At 64.1% G+C, this 19,228-nt stretch carries 15 protein-coding genes, 1 tRNA gene and 1 riboswitch; of the genes, 12 read left to right on the top strand and 4 right to left on the bottom strand.

Annotated elements, in window-relative coordinates:
* The first annotated feature begins 60 nt into the window (after window positions 1–60).
* Window positions 61–1,224 (top strand): TetR/AcrR family transcriptional regulator, encoded by a 1,164-nt coding sequence (locus tag H5J25_RS10555; protein ID WP_202090774.1) that lies wholly within the window; start codon window positions 61–63, stop codon window positions 1,222–1,224.
* Window positions 1,225–1,691: 467 nt separating this feature from the next.
* Here the strand turns inward: H5J25_RS10555 and H5J25_RS10550 are convergent, their stop codons facing one another.
* The 3 genes from H5J25_RS10550 to recJ all read right to left on the bottom strand — a co-directional run bounded on the left by H5J25_RS10550 (window position 1,692) and on the right by recJ (window position 5,435).
* Window positions 1,692–3,206, bottom strand: a complete 1,515-nt coding sequence (locus H5J25_RS10550; RefSeq protein ID WP_202090772.1) for a hypothetical protein — start codon at window positions 3,204–3,206, stop codon at window positions 1,692–1,694.
* 290 nt (window positions 3,207–3,496) lie between these two features.
* A tRNA-Glu gene (locus tag H5J25_RS10545) sits at window positions 3,497–3,572 on the bottom strand.
* Between the two features lie 99 nt (window positions 3,573–3,671).
* Entirely contained in the window at window positions 3,672–5,435 is a 1,764-nt protein-coding gene (gene recJ / locus H5J25_RS10540) for a single-stranded-DNA-specific exonuclease RecJ (RefSeq protein ID WP_202090771.1), read from the bottom strand.
* Window positions 5,436–5,486: 51 nt separating this feature from the next.
* On the opposite strand from recJ, the gene H5J25_RS10535 reads away from it, so the two are divergent.
* From H5J25_RS10535 to paoC, 9 genes are all read left to right on the top strand, one after another.
* Window positions 5,487–6,263 carry an N-formylglutamate amidohydrolase gene (locus H5J25_RS10535; RefSeq protein WP_202090769.1) on the top strand — a complete coding sequence of 259 codons (777 nt, stop codon included), beginning with the start codon at window positions 5,487–5,489 and terminating at the stop codon, window positions 6,261–6,263.
* Window positions 6,264–6,266: 3 nt separating this feature from the next.
* The gene (locus tag H5J25_RS10530) at window positions 6,267–6,593 is read left to right on the top strand and encodes a DMT family transporter (RefSeq protein ID WP_202090767.1); all 327 of its coding nucleotides are present in this window, start codon (window positions 6,267–6,269) and stop codon (window positions 6,591–6,593) included.
* Window positions 6,594–6,688: 95 nt separating this feature from the next.
* Window positions 6,689–6,925: riboswitch (cobalamin riboswitch) on the top strand.
* A gap of 189 nt (window positions 6,926–7,114) precedes the next feature.
* Entirely contained in the window at window positions 7,115–9,070 is a 1,956-nt protein-coding gene (locus H5J25_RS10525) for a TonB-dependent receptor plug domain-containing protein (protein ID WP_225883052.1), read from the top strand.
* Between the two features lies 1 nt (window position 9,071).
* A complete protein-coding gene (locus tag H5J25_RS10520) occupies window positions 9,072–9,899 on the top strand; it encodes an ABC transporter substrate-binding protein (protein ID WP_202090765.1) in 828 nt (275 codons plus the stop codon).
* The gene (locus H5J25_RS10515; RefSeq protein ID WP_202090763.1) at window positions 9,896–10,879 is read left to right on the top strand and encodes a FecCD family ABC transporter permease; all 984 of its coding nucleotides are present in this window, start codon (window positions 9,896–9,898) and stop codon (window positions 10,877–10,879) included. The genes H5J25_RS10520 and H5J25_RS10515 overlap by 4 nt, the downstream gene beginning before the upstream one ends.
* Window positions 10,876–11,640 carry an ABC transporter ATP-binding protein gene (locus H5J25_RS10510; protein ID WP_202090761.1) on the top strand — a complete coding sequence of 255 codons (765 nt, stop codon included), beginning with the start codon at window positions 10,876–10,878 and terminating at the stop codon, window positions 11,638–11,640. Before H5J25_RS10515 ends, H5J25_RS10510 begins: the two co-directional genes overlap by 4 nt.
* A 185-nt stretch (window positions 11,641–11,825) precedes the next feature.
* Complete coding sequence (gene paoA / locus H5J25_RS10505) at window positions 11,826–12,467, top strand: aldehyde dehydrogenase iron-sulfur subunit PaoA (RefSeq protein ID WP_202090759.1); 642 nt, start codon at window positions 11,826–11,828, stop codon at window positions 12,465–12,467.
* Window positions 12,464–13,420, top strand: a complete 957-nt coding sequence (locus H5J25_RS10500) for an FAD binding domain-containing protein (RefSeq protein WP_202090758.1) — start codon at window positions 12,464–12,466, stop codon at window positions 13,418–13,420. The genes paoA and H5J25_RS10500 overlap by 4 nt, the downstream gene beginning before the upstream one ends.
* Complete coding sequence (paoC, locus tag H5J25_RS10495; protein ID WP_202090757.1) at window positions 13,417–15,627, top strand: aldehyde oxidoreductase molybdenum-binding subunit PaoC; 2,211 nt, start codon at window positions 13,417–13,419, stop codon at window positions 15,625–15,627. The genes H5J25_RS10500 and paoC overlap by 4 nt, the downstream gene beginning before the upstream one ends.
* A 47-nt stretch (window positions 15,628–15,674) precedes the next feature.
* Here paoC and H5J25_RS10490 read toward each other — a convergent pair whose 3' ends face one another.
* Window positions 15,675–15,944, bottom strand: coding sequence for a hypothetical protein (locus tag H5J25_RS10490; RefSeq protein ID WP_202090756.1), 270 nt, complete (start codon window positions 15,942–15,944; stop codon window positions 15,675–15,677).
* Window positions 15,945–16,246: 302 nt separating this feature from the next.
* Here H5J25_RS10490 and H5J25_RS10485 point away from each other — a divergent pair, with 302 nt between their 5' ends.
* Both H5J25_RS10485 and H5J25_RS10480 read left to right on the top strand, forming a co-directional pair.
* Window positions 16,247–17,332, top strand: coding sequence for an AI-2E family transporter (locus tag H5J25_RS10485; protein ID WP_202090755.1), 1,086 nt, complete (start codon window positions 16,247–16,249; stop codon window positions 17,330–17,332).
* Between the two features lie 80 nt (window positions 17,333–17,412).
* Window positions 17,413–19,224, top strand: coding sequence for a DUF885 domain-containing protein (locus tag H5J25_RS10480; protein ID WP_202090754.1), 1,812 nt, complete (start codon window positions 17,413–17,415; stop codon window positions 19,222–19,224).
* Window positions 19,225–19,228: the final 4 nt, after the last annotated feature.

Raw genomic sequence — 19,228 nt, 5'->3', positions numbered from 1 at the left:
TCCATCGGGTAACGTCTGTATTGTAGCGACATTATCCGCTTCCTTTGGTATCGGGTGGCGATGAACTCTTCGCACGATCGCCTGATCGACGCCGTGATCCACGCCTGGGAGCGGGACGGAGCCGCCGGTGTCTCGGCACGCGCGATCGCGCGGGATGCTGCTATTCCCGTGTCGTCGATCTACCATCACTTCGGCGACATGGATGGATTGTTGCTGCGTGCTGGCGAGGTCGCACTGGGCCGCGCGACCCGGTGGTTCGACGCGCAATCGCACGAACTGGCGGGAATGTTTGGCGATCCAACGGCGTTCGCCCACCTGCTCTCCGCTGTCATAGACGACTGGTGCGAACGTCAGCGCCCGCTGGCTTATGCCTGGCGTGAAATTCAGTCGCTGGCGATGCGTGACCCGCGCCACGGTGGCGCGGCGGGAGCGTGGTGGACGATGGCTTTCGAATTTTGGCGCCCGGTCTGCGATCGTTTCGGGATTGGGGACCTGACCGGATCGGTCGTGCTGACGTTCGATGAGGAAAGCTCTCTTCACCTGATACGATGGCGGCGCCTGATCGACCGCGCGGCCTTATCGGAACTGTGCGGCACATGGGCAGGATGGGCCGGGGGCCGCACCGGCATCGACGCCCCCTGGCGGACGCTGGCGATGCGCGAGGCGCTGGCGGGGCAGCCGGTCGCGCCCGGTCAGGATGCAGTCACGGAGGATATTGCAGATGCCGCCGCGCGTACGGTCGCGCAACGCGGCGTTTCCGGGCTGACGCATCGTGCGGTCGCCGAAGAAGCCGGCCAAACTTTGGGCATCGTATCGAACCGGTTCCGCAGCAGTGCCGACCTGCTGCGCGCGGCGTGCTACGCACTATATCGGCAGATCGTCCGCCCGTTCGGTGAAAGCGATACGCCGATCGATCTGATCGCTGGCGCACAGGATCGGGGCGGGGACGACCTTGCCTTGCGTGCCTTCTTCGAACTGACTCTTGCCGCCTCGCGTGAACCCGCACTCCAGCCATTCGCCGCGCAGCTTCGCTATCTGCGCGGACGGACGTCGATCCGGCATTTGCGCGCCATATCGCCGGCGGATCGCGAACCGTCCGTCGCCGACGGCGCGCTGCTGTCCACGCTTTTTTCCTCGCAAAACCGGATACGTCTAGCGGGGGTGGACTTACCCGGAATCGATCAGGGTGTCGAGGCGATGCTGGCGCGCCTGTCGAAACGGTAGTGCGGTCGATGGGTGGAGAAAGACGACACGTCCGGTCGTCGAACTCAATCTACATCATGTCGTATCAGGAAGCGATCAAGCGGTGTTCGAAGACGCGCTATCCCGGCGAAACATCGTGACCCTGCGGGTATTGAGCCAATGGCTTTGCCGTGAAAGGACATGACGTACCGGCTATCTCCTGTCGTTCATTGATCTCGGATCGCGATCGATGGTTCCGCGCGACGCTCGCGAGGGACTGGCTAAGCATCCCTCTGTTTTCAGAACGTCGCCCCCGCGACCCCCGCATACGCCTGGATGCCGTCTTCCGCGCGGCCGTTGGTTCGTTTGCCGAACGAAATCCTCAGTTGCCGCGGTCGACCCTGCGGACCGCATAGGGGTCGTCTTGCTGTTCGCGCCTCATTAGTAAGCTGGGTCGCGGTGCTCCGGACGGCGCGGGAGGCTACCGAGTTGGGGCGCCGTCTCGATCTCTATCGTCGGGCCACTGCCTTTGCGATGGCCCGACGCTTCGGCGCCACCGCTTCCGGCTGACCGGTGAACTCATGCTGCCCCCAGCTTCCGAAGCGGCTGGTCGGCCCGGTCGAGTTGTACAGCATGATCGGACCGGTATGGACGGCGCGGAGGTCGGCCAGATAGCGGTCGTATGCCGCCTCCATCAGCGGGCTGCGCTGCATCTCCTCGTTGATATCGGCATTGATCTCCGACGAGATCGTGCCATTGCCGCCCTCGTAGATCATCGACAGCTTGCCGAGTTTCTTCGCGGCCGCGGCGATGTTGCTCGTCAGGGAGATGGACTTCTTGCGCTCGACCTCGACCTTGGCGAACAGATCCGCCTGCGTGCCGGTATAGCGCGTGGTCGTGTTCAGGTCGTTGACGCCGAAGTATGGCGCGTCGGCGAAAGCATCGACCCAGTTGATTGTGTCCGGGTACCGCAAAAAGATGTTCATCGCCACGGTGTTGCCGCTCTGGAACGATGCCACACGGACAAGGCGGTTCGGCTGCGCCTTGAACACGTCGGTGACGATCTTGTTCTGCTCGATCGTCTTCTGGGCATAGCGCAGGAACATGTTGTCCCACTTGTTGCCGCTACCGGCGAGGTTGGCAGCTTCTCCCTCGGCCTGAGCCTGCCCCGTAACCTTGAACATCCAGTTCCAGACCTCGTTTCCGGTCTCGAAATAGGCTTTGCCCTTCAGCGTATCGCGGATGAGCGTCGCCATGCGCCGGATATAATCGTCATCGGCGTTCCAGGGAATCGTGAACCACGCATCGCCGCCGATCGCATTGGCGATCTCGATCTGGTCCTCCAGCGGCTGATCGCCGGTAAAGGTGCCTGACCTTTGCTGATTGGGAAGCGCGCGCGTGGCCCACGTAATCGGCGCGTTGCTGTTCGCGGTCGACCAGTCGAGGAAGCGGACGACGCTGTAGAGCTTCATGTCGTCGACATAGCGCTGGTCGAGCCGGCCGTTCGCGACGACGCCGGGTTCGCGACAGTCGAGATCGCGGAACGTGCCGTCACTTCCCGACAGATCGAACCAAACGCCGCCATGCTTGCCCGGGGGTCCCGCAGGTTGCCAGACGAAGCTGATCGTGCGCGTGTCGCTCTTGACCCAGTTGGGAACGCTTCCGTTGACGAAGGCCGCACCATTGCCTTGCCACGTACAGGTGATCCTCGTCGCCTTGCCGAGAAGCACGTCGTTCGGTGCCTGGAGGAAGATACGCCCGGCGGTGTTCGGGTTGCCATACTGATTGAGGCCGCCGACGATGGTCATCCATTCGCTGGCCCGGTAGGCGAGGTTCGCCCAGATCCGCTCAGTGCCGTAATAGCTGGCCGGCACCGCGCTGACGCCGATTTTCGAGTCCAGTGTGGCGGCCGCAGCACCCGCCGTCGGTTGCCCACACGACGCAAGCATGACCGCCGCGATGGCCGCACCTGCCCGGCTGAGTGTCAAAGATCCTGCAGCCGCCATTCCGGAATCCGATTTCATTGTGATTTTGCAACCCACGCTAGACCTTTCGACATCGACTGATCTTACGGGATGAAGGGATTGGAGCTTCGGTGACCGACGGTATCGACATTGGGTTGGCCGGCGCTGCTGAACTGGTTCCGATACCCCTGACGCGCTCCCGCCGCGCGGCTTCCGGGGCCAGCGCTAAAGCCTTTGCTTCATCGAAGCAATCGGCGGCGTGCGGCAGGCCAGCTAGTGGACCTTGCATGACCGATATTACCGACCATGCACGCTCAAACGCAGCGTCGGAAAAGTGAGGACTTTTTAGGTGGTGACCCCTACGGGAATCGAACCCGTGCTTCAGCCGTGAAAGGGCCGCGTCCTAACCGCTAGACGAAGGGGGCCATGCCGGCGTGGCCGGTTGGTTGGAGGCGGTTAGGGAAATGCGTCGGGGCGGTCAAGCGCCTGTGTGCCTAAACTTGCATTTGTCCGCCGGAAATCCGCTCAATCGATCCAGGCGGCGTCGTCGAGGTGCAATTCGGCGGCGGGCTTCGCGCCCCAATCGTCGATCTTGACGCGTCCGGCGAGCCACAGGCGGCGATGGGGCGGGGCGCCGAGCAGTGCAGCGCCCAGCGCGGTTTCGGACTGGCGGAACGCCACCGCCTTCAGCGATCGCCCGTCGTCGCCCGCGATGATGACGCGGACATGGCCGTTCCCGACGATGTCCGCCTTGATGATCCTGACCGGCCCGGCGACGATGCGCGGTTGCGGCCAGCCCATGCCGTACGGCCCGCCCTGATCCATCGCTTCGACTAGCGACGGCGTGATCCCGCCGGGGGCGAGCAAGGCGTCCAGCAGCAAGGCGCGGTCGCCGATCGATCGCGTGACCGACTCGGACAGGCGTTCCTCCAGGAAATCGGCAAAATTGCCGATCCGGTCCGCCGCGATCGTCAGGCCGGCTGCCATCGCATGCCCGCCGCCCGCGACGAGGATATCACTGTCCTTCGCCGACAGCACTGCGGCCCCCAGATCGACGCCGGAGATCGACCGGCCCGATCCCTTTCCGATGCCGTTGTCGTCCAGCGCGATGACGATTGCGGGGCGGCCGTATTTCTCCTTCAGCCGCCCGGCGACGATGCCGATCACGCCCGGATGCCAGCCATGCCCCGCGACGACCAGCACTTTGCGGTCGCTTGCCACTGCGGCGAGCGCTTCCGCCGCCTCCTGCACGATCGCCTCGATCGCGCGGCGTTCCTCGTTCAGGCCGTCCAGCTCCGCCGCGATCGCCGCTGCTTCCTGCGGATCGCGCGTGGTGAGCAGGCGGACGCCCAGATCCGACTTGCCCACGCGCCCGCCCGCATTGATGCGCGGGCCGAGTGCGAAGCCGAGATCGGTCGCGGTCGGCGGGCGCGTCAGCCGGCTGGCGGAGATCAGCGCGTTCAGCCCGATGTTGCGGCGCTGCGCCATCACCTTCAGCCCTTGTGCGACGAATGCGCGGTTGAGGCCGCGCAACTGCGCCACGTCGGCCACCGTGCCCAGGGCGACGATGTCCAGCAGGTCGAGCAGGCGCGGCTCCGGTTTGTCGCGAAACGCACCCCGCGCGCGCAGGACGCGGATCAAGGCCGCGCCCAGCAGGAACGCGACGCCGACCGCCGCGAGGTGGCCGTGCGCCGCCCCGTCCGTCTCGTCCAACCGGTTCGGATTCACCACGGCGTGCGCGTGCGGCAGGGTGAGTGCGCATTTGTGGTGATCGACCACGATCACATCGACCCCGGCGATCCGGGCCTGTTCCAGCGCGTCAAACGCCTGCGCGCCGCAATCGACGGTGACGATCAGATCCGCGCCTTCGTCCTTCAGGCGAACGAGTGCCGGTCCGGACGGGCCATATCCCTCCATCAGCCGATCGGGAATATAGGGTTTCGCCTCCAGCCCAAGATCGCGGAGCAGCAGGATCATCAATGCGGCGGAGGTCGCGCCATCGACGTCGTAGTCGCCGAACACCGTGACGGATTCGCGGTTGGAGATCGCATCCGCAAGCCGTTCCGCCGCCCGATCCATATCGCGGAAGATCGACGGATCTGGCATGAACCCGCGGATGCTGGGCGTTTTGTGCGCGTCCAGATCGTCGCGGGGGCAGCCGCGCGACAGCAATAATTGCGTGACCAGATCGTCGGGTGCGAAGCCGGGATCGCGCGTATCTGTTTCCAGCGCACGCCAGCGCCAGGGCTGGCCGAGAATCGACCGGGTGATGTTGAGGACGGTGTTCATGGGATGTCCAACGGCTTAGACGAGGCGCGGGCGGTTAGGAAGGACCGGGATATGGCGTCGAACGAACTGCTGCGCGCGGGCGACCCCGCCCCGGTGCGGATCATCAATCCGGGTGGCGCATCGCCATTCCTGTTGCTCGGCGATCATGCGGGCAATCTGGTACCGGCGGCGCTGGGCGATCTTGGCTTGCCGCCGGAGGAACTGGCGCGGCACATCGGCTGGGATATCGGTATCGGCGACCTGGGGCCGATGCTGGCAGAGGCGCTGGATGCGGTGTTCGTGCGCCAGACCTATTCCCGACTGGTGATCGACTGCAACCGCGATCCGGCGCGCGCCGATGCCATGCCGGAGGTCAGCGACTTGACCGTGATTCCGGGGAATCGTGGACTGACCGATGACGACCGTGTGGCCCGCGTTGCGGCGATCCAGACGCCCTATCAAACCGCGATCGGCGCGGAGATCGCGCGGCGCGACGCGGCGGGGCAGGGGACGATCCTGGTATCGTTGCACAGCTTCACTCCGGCGATGCAGCGCGTGCCACGCCCGTGGGAAGTCGGGGTTCTTCACGATGGCGGCGATACGACGTTCGCGCATGCCCTGCTGCATGCCTTCCGTGCGGATCCTGCACTGACGGTCGGGGACAACGAACCATACAGTATGGATGCGATCGACTATACGATCCCGCTCCACGCCTATCCGGCGCGCCGGCCCTATGCGGAGATCGAGGTGCGGCAGGATTTGATCGGCACGATGGAAGGCTGTTCGGACTGGTCCGCGAGTCTCGCGGTCGCCTTGCGGGCGGCCGAAGCCAGCATTGCGAGACGGTAGGTCATGCCGAATTGGGCGTGGCTGGCGATCGCAATCGTATCGGAAGTCGTCGCGACATCGTTCCTGAAGGCGACCGAAGGCTTCTCCCGGCCAGTCCCGTCGATCATCGTCGCGATCGGATACGCCGCCGCCTTCTATTTCCTGTCGTTCGCATTGCGATCGATCCCGGTAGGCGTGGCCTATGCGATCTGGTCGGGCGCGGGAGTTGTGATGGTCACCGGCGTGGCGTGGATCGCTTATGGGCAGAAACTGGATGCGGTAGCGCTGGGCGCGATCGGCTTGATCGTGGCGGGGGTTGTTATCCTCAACCTGCGGCCGGGCCACGGCTGACGCGCCGGGCACCGACGTCTGGCAGCACGCAATTTCATTTGCGCAGCGCAGCATTTCCACTATGGGCGCGATCGAGACCGGGTGGTTCCCATCCGGTTTCGCATGATCGCGCCGGTGCCTCGAAAGAGGCTCAAATGTGGAATGCGGTGCGGGAAGGTTTCTTCCCAAAGCCGCGGCTGTCCCTGCAACTGTAAGCGGAGAGCGCGATGCACATGTCCTGCCGGCCCGAAAGGGTCCGGACAGGGCGGCCACTGGATCCAAACGGATCTGGGAAGGCGTGCATCGAGCCTTGACCCGTGAGCCAGGAGACCTGCCGGCGCTGTCGCTCATGCTCTCGGATCCAGGGGTTGGCCGGGGCACGGAACGAGTCCGTTCGAGCGACGAACCGTGCGGCTGGGGCCGCACACGGTGTCGAGGCAGCCGGGCTCCGCGTCCGTTCGGCTGAACCGACGCCGTCGTCGCGTTCGCGCGGTCGATCGGCCCCCGTTGCTTCGTCCACGACGGCGCGGGGGACTGACCTGATGAGAATGATTGCCGTATCCATCGTAGCGCTGGTCGCTGCAACGCCTGCGCTGGCCCAGACCGCGCAGGACAAGACCGTTTTCGATACATCTGCCACCGACGCGTCGGGATCGGATGCCGCGGACGACGCCGTCGTCGTCACGGCGTCGCGGTCGGGCAGCGGCACCGAAGTTCGCGATCTTCCCGCCTCCGTCGCCGTGCTGTCCGCCGAACAGATGGAACAGCGCCAGACGCGGCTGGTGTCCGACATCCTGCGCGACGTGCCCGGCGTCGCGGTCAACCGCTCGATCGGCGGGCTGACCGACGTGCGTATCCGCGGTAGCGAGGCGAACCACGTCCTCGTCCTGATCGACGGGATCGAGGCATCCGACCCGTATCAGGGCCAGTACGATTTCGGCACGCTGATCGCCGATGACGGCGCACGCGTCGAGGTGCTGCGCGGTCAGCAATCCTCGCTCTACGGCTCCGACGCGATCGGCGGCGTCATCCAGTACATCACGCCGACCGGCGCGGAAAACCAGGGGCTCAGCGCACGGGTCGAGGGCGGGTCGTTCCGGACGGCGGCAGGCGCGGCACGCTTTGGCGGGGTGTCCGGTAATATCGACTATGCGCTGTCGGGTACGCTGTATCGCACGGACGGCACGCCGACCGATCGGGAGGGGACGCGCGACATCGGTTACACCGGCATCGGCGCCAGCGCGAAGGTCAACTGGACACCGTCGGACGTGCTCAAGCTGACAGGCGTGGGCCGCTACAGCTATACCGATGCGCTCAGCAACGATTCCGCATTCTCCGGCCCGCGCTTCGGGTTCATCGTCGATACGCCGGGCACGCATTTCAAGAACAAGGCCTATTACGGCTTGGTCCGCGCCGCGCTGTCGCTGGCGGATGGACGTTGGAACACGTCGCTGACCGGGCAGGTCGCCGATACCACGCGTACCGGCTACAGCGCCTTCGGGATCGATTATGGCGACAAGGGGCAACGCTACAAGGCGTCGTTCGAGTCCAGCCTCGCGTTCGGCACTGACGCCTTTCGCAGCAAGCTGACGGGTGCGGTCGATTACGAGCGCGAACAGTTCCGCAACACCGCTGTCTCGCCATTCGCGTTCAGCGGGCGGAAGTCGACCGAGAATTGGGGCTTCGTGGGACAATATGAAGGGACGATCGCCGACGCACTCGTCATCGGGGGCTCGGTCCGTCACGACCAGAACGACCGCTTCGCCGATGTCACGACGTACCGCGTCCAGGCGGGGTACCGCCTGCCGTTCGGCCTGCGGGCGCGGGGTGCGTACGGCACGGGCGTGAAGAACCCGGGCTATTTCGAACTCTTCGCCTTTGCGGACGGTCGCTATATCGGCAATCCGAACCTGAAGCCGGAGAAGTCGAAGGGCTGGGAAGCCGGGCTGGATCAGGAATTCGCCGGTGGCAAGGCGACGATCGGCGCGACCTATTTCGATAGCAAGCTGCAGGACGAGATCTTCACTACGTTCCCGGGGCCGACCTTCGTGGCGACGCCGGCCAATCGGACGACGCGGTCCCAGCAGCGCGGCGTTGAGGTTTTCGCCTCGGCCCGTCCCGTCGAGCAATTGCGCTTCGATCTTGCCTATACGTATCTGAACGCCCGCGAGAACGGCACGGTCGAACTGCGCCGGCCCAAGCATATCGGCAGCTTCAACACGACCGTGTTCAGCCTGGACAAGCGCTTCTCCTCGACGCTCAGCGTGCGCTACAATGGCCGGCAGGACGATAACGCGTTCATCGACCCGAGCTTCGTGCCGGTGCGCGTGTCGTTGCAGGAATATGTGCTGGTGAACCTCAACGGCGAATACAGGCTGAGCGATCGCTTCTCGGTCTTCGGTCGGGTCGAGAACCTGTTCAACGAACGCTATGAGGAAGTGTTCAGCTTCGCGACGCCGGGACGCGGTGCCTATGGCGGCGTGAAGGCGCGCTTCTGAGATGACGATACGACCGGCATTGCTCGCATCGCTGTCGCTCCTGTTGGTTCAGGGCGGTTGCGGCGTGGAGATGCCGGTCGCGCAGGCTATGCCCGATCGACCGATGCGGGTGATGAGCCTGAACCAATGTACCGACCAGCTTCTGCTGGCGCTGTTGCCGCCGGATCGCATCGCGTCGGTGACGTGGCTGTCGCGCGATCCGCGATATTCGGCGCAGGTCGAGGCGGCGCGGCGCGTGCCGGTCAATCACGGCAGCGTCGAGGAGGTCGCGCGGACACGGCCCGATCTGATCGTGACGGATACGTTTTCCAATCCCGCCGGACGCGCGATGCTGCGGCGGCTGGGATATCCGGTGATCGAACTCGCGGACTCCGGGAACGTCGCCGGGATCCGGCAGAATGTGGCGGCGCTGGCGAATGCGCTGCGGGAAGAGAATCGCGGACGCATGCTGATCGCGCGCATGGACCGGCAGCTTGTGCCCAAACCCTTGCGCCGACCAGTGACGGTGGCATCGTGGGGCCGCGACGGCATGGGCGAAAGTCCGCTGCTGACCGCGATCGTCGATGCGGCTGGCCTGAAGCTTGTCGGGGAGCAGGGCGGGGTCGAAGCTTTGCTGCGCACAAAACCCGATTACCTCATCCGCGGCGTCTCGGACCCTCGCGAGGGAACGCTTGGGGATAACGTGTCGGGCCATCCACTTGTGCGGCGGCTTTGGCCGGCGACCAAAAGGCTTGTCATCGCGCAGTCGGCGACGATTTGCGGAACGCCTGCGATCGGCGATGCCGCGGTGAAGCTCCGTCAATCGATCGATGCGAAACTCGCGTCGTGACAAGGCGCAATACGCTTCTGCTGATCATCGCGATCTTCGTTCTGGCGGGCGCGTCGGTGCTTGCCGGATCGGTGTGGATGTCCCCCGGTCAGGCGATCCAGGCACTGGCCGCGTCGCACGAGACCCTCGATCACCTGATCCTTGTCGAGGTTCGTCTTCCGCGCATGGTGCTGGCGCTGCTGGTCGGCGGAATACTAGGACTGTCCGGCGCGGTGTTGCAGGGATTGCTGCGCAATCCGCTGGCCGAGCCGGGATTGCTGGGTGTTTCGTCCGGCGCATCGCTTGGGGCGGTGATCGCTATATATTATGGCTTCTCGGCGAGTTTCGGATTGGCGACGCCCCTGTTCGCCCTGGTGGGCGCGCTCGGCACGGCAGGGGTCGCGTTCGCATTGTCTCGAATGGGTGGAACATTGTCGCTGATCCTGGCGGGCGTGGCGATGTCGAGCATTGCGGGGGCGGGGGTCAGCCTTGCGCTCAATCTCGCGCCCAACCCCTTTGCGGCGTACGAAATCATGACATGGCTGATGGGGTCGCTCAGCGATCGGTCGTGGGACCATGTGGTGTTGGCCGGGCCGTTCATCGTCGCCGGCGCGACCCTGTTGCTGCTGACCGGTCGCGCGATCGACGCCCTCACGCTGGGAGAGGCGCAGGCGGAAAGCCTCGGGATCGATGTCGGACGGGCGCGTCTGTTCGCGCTGCTCGGCACCGCGTTGGGCGTGGGCGCGGCGACGGCGGTAACCGGTACGATCGGTTTCGTCGGATTGATCGCGCCGCACATCGTCCGCCCCCTGGTGGGGCACCGCCCCGGCGCGACGCTGATCCCCGCCGCCCTCGTCGGCGCGCTGATCGTCCTCGCCGCCGATCTCGCCACGCGAATGTTGAACTTCGGGACCGAGATCCGGCTCGGTGTCTTCGTGTCGATCCTTGGCGCGCCGTTCTTCCTCTGGCTCGTTTTGCATGTCCGGCGAACGGCCCCATGAACGCCCTGTCGCTCATTGATGTCACGGTAGGATTGTCCGGCCGAACCGTTCTGGATTCGGTCGATGTCACGTTCGCGCCGGGCCGGCTGACCGTGGTGATCGGCCCGAACGGTGCCGGGAAATCCACGCTGTTGCAGGTCGCTGCCGGGTTACGGCGGCCGAACGCTGGGAGGGTTACGATCGGCGGCGTTCCCTTGGCGGACTTTTCCCGCAGGCACCTGGCGAAACGCCGTGCGTATCTGCCGCAAAGCCCGCAGATCGACTGGGCGATCAGTGTCGAGCGGGTCGTCGCGCTGGGCCTGACCGCGCACCTGCCGGCATTCGGCGCGCTTCTGTCGTCTTGGCAATCGGAGATCGAGATAGCGTTGGCGCGGTACGACCTGATCGCGCTCCGCGATCGCCCGGCGACGCGATTGTCGGGGGGCGAACTGGCGCGCGTGATGTTGGCGCGTGCCACCGTGGGCAGCCCGGACATTCTGATCGCCGACGAGCCGACCACCGGCCTCGACCCGCGCCACGCGCTGGATGCGGCACGACGTCTCCGGCAATTGGCGGACGAGGGGAAGACGATCGTTGTCGCGCTCCACGATCTGGATCTTGCTCTCGGTATCGCGGACGACGTGGTCGCGCTGAAGGACGGTCGTGTGATGGGGGCCGGGCCGGCCGGGGAGATGTTTACCGAGACCACGCTCAGCGCGCTGTACGACGTGGATACGCGCGTGGTGCGGAGCGACGACGGTGATACGATCCGCTTCCTGTAACGCCGCGTTGCTCTCCGCGATTGCATTTCCCGCGGCACGAGATAATTTCGGCTGATTATTGTTATTGATACGGCGCATCGTTTCGGAGAGATCGTGCGTTACACCGCCAATAGCCATCATTCTAATGCGCCGCGGGGCCGACACCGGTCGTCCTACCGTGAGCGTTTCCCAAGGGGCATCTTATCATGGAAACAACCGGCGACGCCGAAATCTCGCGCCGTGGCATCATCGTCGGCGGTGCTGCGGTGGCCGCATTGAGCGCGGTTCCCGACGTTCAGGCGGCGACGCAAGCGGCCGGAACGCAACCTGCGCCTTCACTCATGAAGGTGTCGCTTCAGGTAAATGGCAAGCGTCGTGACCTTCAAGTCGATACCCGCACCACATTGCTGGACGCGCTGCGCGAGAATCTTCATCTGACCGGAACGAAGAAGGGCTGCGACCACGGCCAGTGCGGCGCCTGCACGGTGCTGGTCGACGGACAGCGGATTAACTCCTGCCTGACGCTCGCCGTGATGCACGAAGGCGACAAAATCGTAACGATCGAAGGGCTCGGTACCCCGGACAAACTCCACCCGATGCAAGCCGCCTTTATCAAGCATGACGGTTATCAGTGCGGGTATTGCACCCCCGGGCAGATCTGTTCGGCGGTCGCGGTTCTGGACGAGATCAAGGCCGGCACGCCCAGCCATGTCAGCGCCAGTCTGACGGACAAGCCGGCAATAACAGCTGACGAGATGCGGGAGCGGATGAGCGGCAACATCTGCCGTTGCGGGGCATATTCGAACATCATCGAAGCGATGAACGAAGTCGCGGAGGCACGCGCATGAAGCCATTCACCTATACCCGTGCGACGTCGCCGGCCGAAGCCGCTGCCGCAGTCGCCCGCACGCCAGGCGCGAAGTTCATCGCCGGCGGGACCAATCTGCTCGACCTGATGAAATTGCAGATCGAGACGCCTGCGCACCTGATCGACGTGCAGGACCTGAAACTCGACCGGATCGAGAAGACGAAGGATGGCGGTCTTCGCATCGGTGCGCTCGTTCGCAACACTGCGCTTGCCTCGGACGAGACGGTCCGGCGGGATTACGGCGTGCTCAGCCGCGCACTGCTTGCCGGCGCATCGGGCCAGTTGCGCAACAAGGCGACCACGGCGGGGAATCTGCTGCAACGGACGCGCTGCCCGTATTTCTACGACACCAATCAGGCGTGCAACAAGCGCAAGCCCGGGTCCGGTTGTGCCGCGATCGGCGGGTTCAGCCGAAATCTCGCGATCCTGGGGACCAGCGACGCGTGCATCGCGACGCATCCCAGCGATATGGCGGTGGCGATGCGCGTACTGGATGCCACGGTCGAAACCGCCCGTCCGGATGGCGGCACGCGCGCGATCGCGATCGCCGACTTCCATACGCTGCCGGGCAAGACTCCGCATATCGAGACCGTGCTGGCGCCGGGTGAGTTGATCACCGCGGTGACGTTGCCGGCGCCGGTCGGGGGGACGCATATCTATCACAAGGTGCGCGACCGCGCGTCCTACGCATTCGCGTTGATCTCGGTTGCCGCCGTCATCCAACCCGGCGGCCGGGGCCGCCTGGCCTTTGGCGGGCTTGCTCACAAACCTTGGCAAGTCGATGCGGCCGACCAGAAGATCGGCAGTGGCGCGAAGCCCGTGGCCGCAGCCGTTCTGGCCGGTGCGAAGACGACGTCGCAAAATGCATTCAAGCTGCCGCTCGTCGAACGATCGATCAGCGCGGTATTCGCCGAAGCGAGGGCACAGGCATGAAGTTCGATAAACCCGCCGGCCAGAACCCGATCGACCAGCTGAAGGTCATCGGCAAGTCGACCGACCGCATCGACGGCAAGTACAAGACAACCGGTACCGCGCCCTATGCGTATGAACGGCACGATGTCGCGGCCAACCCGGCTTACGGTCAGATCGTCGGGTCGGCAATCGCCAAGGGGCGTATCAAGGCGATGGATACGCGCGAGGCGGAAGCTGCGCCGGGCGTGATCGCCGTCGTCACCGCGGCCAATGCCGGGAAACTGACGAAGGGCAATTTCAATACGGCGAAGCTGCTCGGCGGGCCGGAGATCGAGCATTATCATCAGGCGATCGCGGTCGTGGTGGCCGAGACGTTCGAACAGGCACGCGCGGCGGCGGCGCTGGTGCGCGTGGACTATGTCCGCGCGGATGGCAGTTACGATCTGGCGGCGGTGAAGGACAAGGCGACCAAGCCCACGGGCGGTGGATTTGGTGGCGAACCGGACTCGGCTTACGGCGATTTCGCATCCGGCTTTTCCGGGGCCGCGGTCAAGATCGACCAGACCTACACCACGCCTGACCACAGTCATGCGATGATGGAGCCGCATGCAACGACGGCAGCGTGGAACGGTGACAAGCTGACGCTCTGGACGTCGAACCAGATGATCGCGTGGAGCAAGGGCGACATTGCCAAAACGCTCGGTATTCCGAAGGAGAATGTGCGGCTGGATTCGCCGTATATCGGCGGCGGTTTCGGAGGCAAATTGTTCGTTCGCGCCGATGCGCTGATGGCGGCGCTGGGCGCGAAAGCTGCCGGACGTCCGGTCAAGATCGCGCTGCCGCGTCCCTTCATCGCGAACAACACGACGCATCGTCCGGCGACGATCCAGCGCATCCGGCTGGGTGCGGGCAAGGACGGCAAGCTGGTCGCGATCGGACACCAAAGCTGGTCGGGCGATCTGCCGGGCGGCGGGCTGGAAACGGCTGCGGCGCAGACCAAGATCCTGTACGCCGGCGCGAACCGCATGACGCAACAGCGGTTGGCGGTGCTCGACCTACCCGAAGGCAATGCCATGCGGGCGCCTGGCGAAGCTCCCGGACTGATGGCGCTCGAGATCGCGATCGACGAAATGGCCGAAAAGCTCGGCATGGATCCGATCGAGTTTCGCGTCACTAACGATACGCAGGTCGATCCCGAAAAGCCGGAGCGCAGCTTTTCACAGCGGCAGTTGATCCAGTGCATGCGGACGGGGGCGGCAAAGTTCGGCTGGGAAAATCGTAGTGCGACGCCGGCGACGAAGCGTGAGGGGCGGTGGCTGATCGGCATGGGGATGGCGGCGGGTTACCGCGGCAACATCCTCAGCAAATCGGCGGCGCGCGTCCGTCTGAATGCCAAGGGCATCGTGACGATCGAAACCGACATGACCGACATCGGCACCGGCACCTATACCATTTTGGCACAGACGGCCGCCGAGATGATGGGCGTCGGTATCGGTCAGGTGAAGGTGACGCTCGGCGATTCCGATCACCCGGCGTCGGCCGGTTCGGGCGGTCAGTGGGGTGCGAACAATGCGACTTCCGGCGTGTATGCCGCCTGCGTCAAACTTCGCGAGGCCGTTGCTCAGCGGCTCGGGTTCAACTCGACCGACGTGCAGTTCGCCGATGGGAAAGTGAAGTCCGGCAATCGCAGCGTCAAACTTGGCGACGCCGCGAAAAACGGTGAACTCGTTGCCGAGGATGCGATCGAATATGGCGACCTGGACAAGAAGTATCAGCAGGCGACGTTTGCGGGCCATTTCGTCGAAGTCGCCGTGGATTCATACACCGGCGTGACGCGCATTCGGCGTATGCTCGCCGTATGCGCGGCTGGCCGCATCCTGAACCCGAAATCGGCACGCAGCCAGGTGATCGGCGCGATGACGATGGGGGCGGGGGCCGCGTTGATGGAAGAATTGGCCGTCGACAAAAGGTTCGGCTTCTTCGTCAATCACGATCTGGCGGGTTACGAGGTTCCCGTGCACGCCGACATCCCGCATCAGGAAGTGATCTTCCTGGACGAAGTCGATCCAATCTCATCGCCGATGAAGGCGAAGGGCGTTGGCGAACTGGGGATTTGTGGTGTAGGCGCGGCGGTAGCGAACGCCATCTACAACGCCACGGGTGTCCGCGTTCGGGAATACCCGATCACGCTGGAAAAACATCTCGAGGCTCTTCCGCAGCTGGTCTGACGCATCGGGCACATCCGTTCCGGTGCAGTGTCACCGGAACTGGAGCCTTAGCTACGGGCTCGCGGTGTCGTTTTGGTCGACGCGACGATGTTGCAGTTCGGATCGCCTTCCATCATCGTGCGGACCAGACCGTCGAACAGAATTGCCGCGCAAGCGTCGGGCTCAGGATCTTCGCGCGGGCCGATCGTCTCCACGATGTCGTCCAAGCTCATGGCGAATGCATCCGCCGCGATCGAGGCGGCGCGCGCCCATAACAAGCCTGCATCTGCGATAGTGCAGGTAAGCGAAATACGTACCGGGCTGGCAGACTGGTTCACGATTTCGTCCTTGCAGCGATATGCTGCGACTTGCTTTTGCAACGTTAGCTTGCAGGAACCTTACGCGCTGAGGGCTGAAAGCTCTGCGGCCTTCAACAAGTTCAGTGACTTACCCGGATATACTGGAATTTTTCGTTCTATATGAATAACGACTTTGGATCTATCTAAGGCAGGATCATTAGCAGCTTCGTCGTGCATATCGATCATGCCGATTTGGACCTAAATGATCCGTCCTGAGTTACCGACATTCGATTTGCTCCGCTATGGCCGGCAGGCATCTCCGACGGACCAGGGGGAATTCAATGACGATCGATCAAAAACGTGTGGAGAATGGCGGGCTGATCGTGTTCCTGGCGATCATCACGACAGGTCTCATATTGGTGGTGTCCAGCTTCCTTGGCGCGCTTTTCTCGGCTGTCCTGGGTGCGTTGCTGTTTCAGCCGCTGTACCAGAGGCTGCTGCGGCGCTGGCCGGATCGTCGGAATACGGCGGCCGCGTTGACCTTGCTGATCATAACCGTCGCGGTGGTCATCCCGGCACTTGTTCTCAGCAGTCTGGTGATCGAGCAGGCCGCCGGGGTCTATGCGCAGATCCGGTCCGGCCAGATCAATTTCGCAACGTATTTCCAGCAGGTCTATGGTGCGTTGCCGATGCGGCTTCAGCGCCTGCTGGACGGAGCCGGTCTGGGCAGCTTCGAGCGTGCGCAAGGCCAGATTTCGCAGGCCCTGAGCAGCAGCGCCAGCACGCTGGCCCGGCGCGCCTTGTCGATCGGTGCGAATGCCGCCGGATTCCTGCTCGCGTTCGGCGTCGCCTTGTACGTCATGTTTTTCCTCCTCCGGGACGGCGAACGGATCGGCCCCGCGGTTGTGCGGGCACTTCCGCTCGAGGCATCGGTCGCAGAGCGGCTTGCGGAAAAGTTCGCGTCCGTCGTGCGCGCCACGGTGAAGGGATCCGGCGTCGTGGCGCTGGTGCAGGGTGCGCTGGGTGCCATCACTTTCTGGATCGTCGGGCTGCCGGCGGCGTTGCTCTGGGGCATGTTGATGGTCATCGCGGCGCTGCTGCCCGCGATCGGGCCGGCGATCATCTGGGCGCCGGTGGCCGTCTACCTGCTTGCGACCGGGGCGATCTGGCAGGCGGTGGTCGTGGTTATTTCCGGCGTCGTGGTGATCGGTCTGGCGGACAATATCCTTCGTCCGATCCTGGTCGGTCGCGACACGGGCATTCCCGATTGGTTGGTGCTGGTCACGACCCTGGGAGGGATCGAGCTCGTGGGTCTCAGCGGTATCGTCGTCGGTCCGCTTGCCGGCGCGCTGTTCCTGACAGGCTGGCAAATCCTGACGGAGCAACGCCAGAGAGGCGGGACCGTGGCCGCGGACGACGCCGCCTGACCCAAGCTTATTTCAACCCGTAAGGGGAATTGCGTCGCGCCGGGTGTTGCGCGACAAGCTTCTCAAAACAGGAGAAGTTCATGCGTCTTGCCATTACCCTCGCATTGTTGCCCGTCCTTCCATTGATGCAGGCGAGCGCGCCGGTACCGGTACAGGCGGCGCCGGTTTCGAATCAGGACGCGGCGCTGCTGAAGTTCCTGGACGACGCCTATGACGCGCAGCTCGAACTCAGCCCGGAATCGCAGACGCAATTGGGATTGAAGACGAATTACGGCAAGCTGGACGATTACACCGATGCGTCGGCGATACGCTCTCAGGCGCTTGCCGAGCGTCAGTTGAAGGACATGCGCGCCCGTTTCCAGCCGGACCGTCTGGGCGAGAGCGCCAGGGTGAGTTTCCGACTGTTCGAGTATGAGAACGAACGCGGTGCGCGTTCGATGAAGTTTCGGAAGTTGCGCTTTCCGGTATCGACCAACGGCAGCCCGGCCGGCGAAATCCCCGTCCTGCTGATCAACAATCACAAGATCGATACCGTCGCGGATGCGGAGGCATACGTGTCCCGCCTGCGCGAGACGGAGCGGGTGATGCGCGAAGTCGCAGCGACGATGCGGCAGCAGGCAGCGGCCGGGATCATCCCGAACAAGGTGAACTTCGCGCCGGCCCGCGCCGACGCCCGTGCGGTCGTCACTGGTGCACCGTTCGACGGTGACCCGGATTCCACCGTGATGGCCGATTTCCGTAAGAAGGTGACTGCGCTCGATACGCCGGCGGCTACGAAGACGAGGTTGCTCGCGGACGCAAGCGCGGCGCTCACTGGTCCGTTCCGGCGTGGCTACGATACGCTGTTCGCCGCGCTGGACGAGATCGAGCCGAAGTCGAAAGGCAATTTCGGCGCGTGGAATCTGCCGGACGGTGCCGCCTATTATGCCAATCAACTGGCGAACTCGACGACCACGACGCTGACGCCGGACCAGGTCCATGAACTCGGGCTGCGGCAGGTCGCGTCCATTCGTCAGGAGATGGAGGCGATCAAGAAGGAGGTCGGTTTCGCCGGCACGCTGGAACAGTTCTTCGACAAGATCCGTACCGATCCGCAGTTCAAATATCCCAATACTGCCGCCGGACGCGAGCAATATCTGGGCGATGCTCGTGCGGTGATCGCTTCGGTCATGCTTGCCGCGCCGCGCTATTTCCGCGTGCTGCCAAAGGCACCACTGGAAGTGCGCGCGGTCGAGAAATGGCGCGAGGGGACGGCGTCGACGGCGTTCTACAATCCCCCGTCGGCCGACGGAAAACGCCCGGGAATCTATTACGTCAATCTGGTGGACATGAACCAGACGCAGAAGGTTCAGGTCGCCGGTATCGCGGCGCACGAGGGCGCGCCGGGGCACCATTTCCAGATTGCCCGGCAGCAGGAGCTGACGAACATTCCCAAGTTCCGGAAGTTCGGCGGATATGGCGCATATATGGAAGGCTGGGGGCTGTATTCCGAGCGGCTCGCGAACGAGATGGGCGTGTATAAGGACCCCTATTCGCGCTTCGGCATGCTCTCGCTTCAGGTCTGGCGCGCCATCCGTCTGGTTCTGGATACGGGCATCCACTCGCGGCGTTGGACCCGCGAGCAGGCTATCGCGTATTTCAAGGCCAACAGCTCGGTGTCCGACAAGGATATCGCGCGCGAGGTGGATCGGTATTTCAACTGGCCCGGCCAGGCCACGAGCTACATGGTAGGGCAGTTGAAGATCGCAGAGCTTCGCGCGCGTGCGGAACGCGAACTCGGGCCGAAGTTCGACATTCGCGACTTCCACGAAGCAGTCCTGAGCCAGGGCGCGCTGCCGCTGGATATTCTTCAGGAGCAGGTGGAACGCTATATAGCGGCGAAGCGCACCTGACGGT

The organism is Sphingomonas aliaeris (assembly GCF_016743815.1).
In the GTDB taxonomy this organism is placed as follows: Bacteria; Pseudomonadota; Alphaproteobacteria; order Sphingomonadales; family Sphingomonadaceae; genus Sphingomonas; species Sphingomonas aliaeris.
Note: the sequence above shows the minus strand (reverse complement) of the source record. Positions and strands in the feature narration are given on the sequence as shown.

Excerpts from the sequence above, each read along its gene's own strand:
- paoC (WP_202090757.1), top strand. The coding sequence starts at position 13,417 with ATGAAGTTCGATAAACCCGCCGGCCAGAACCCGATCGACCAGCTGAAG.
- H5J25_RS10555 (WP_202090774.1), top strand. The coding sequence starts at position 61 with ATGAACTCTTCGCACGATCGCCTGATCGACGCCGTGATCCACGCCTGG.
- recJ (WP_202090771.1), bottom strand. The coding sequence starts at position 5,435 with ATGAACACCGTCCTCAACATCACCCGGTCGATTCTCGGCCAGCCCTGG.
- H5J25_RS10525 (WP_225883052.1), top strand. The coding sequence starts at position 7,115 with ATGAGAATGATTGCCGTATCCATCGTAGCGCTGGTCGCTGCAACGCCT.
- H5J25_RS10550 (WP_202090772.1), bottom strand. The coding sequence starts at position 3,206 with ATGAAATCGGATTCCGGAATGGCGGCTGCAGGATCTTTGACACTCAGC.
- H5J25_RS10530 (WP_202090767.1), top strand. The coding sequence starts at position 6,267 with ATGCCGAATTGGGCGTGGCTGGCGATCGCAATCGTATCGGAAGTCGTC.
- H5J25_RS10520 (WP_202090765.1), top strand. The coding sequence starts at position 9,072 with ATGACGATACGACCGGCATTGCTCGCATCGCTGTCGCTCCTGTTGGTT.
- H5J25_RS10510 (WP_202090761.1), top strand. The coding sequence starts at position 10,876 with ATGAACGCCCTGTCGCTCATTGATGTCACGGTAGGATTGTCCGGCCGA.
- H5J25_RS10500 (WP_202090758.1), top strand. The coding sequence starts at position 12,464 with ATGAAGCCATTCACCTATACCCGTGCGACGTCGCCGGCCGAAGCCGCT.
- paoA (WP_202090759.1), top strand. The coding sequence starts at position 11,826 with ATGGAAACAACCGGCGACGCCGAAATCTCGCGCCGTGGCATCATCGTC.
- H5J25_RS10485 (WP_202090755.1), top strand. The coding sequence starts at position 16,247 with ATGACGATCGATCAAAAACGTGTGGAGAATGGCGGGCTGATCGTGTTC.
- H5J25_RS10480 (WP_202090754.1), top strand. The coding sequence starts at position 17,413 with ATGCGTCTTGCCATTACCCTCGCATTGTTGCCCGTCCTTCCATTGATG.
- H5J25_RS10535 (WP_202090769.1), top strand. The coding sequence starts at position 5,487 with ATGGCGTCGAACGAACTGCTGCGCGCGGGCGACCCCGCCCCGGTGCGG.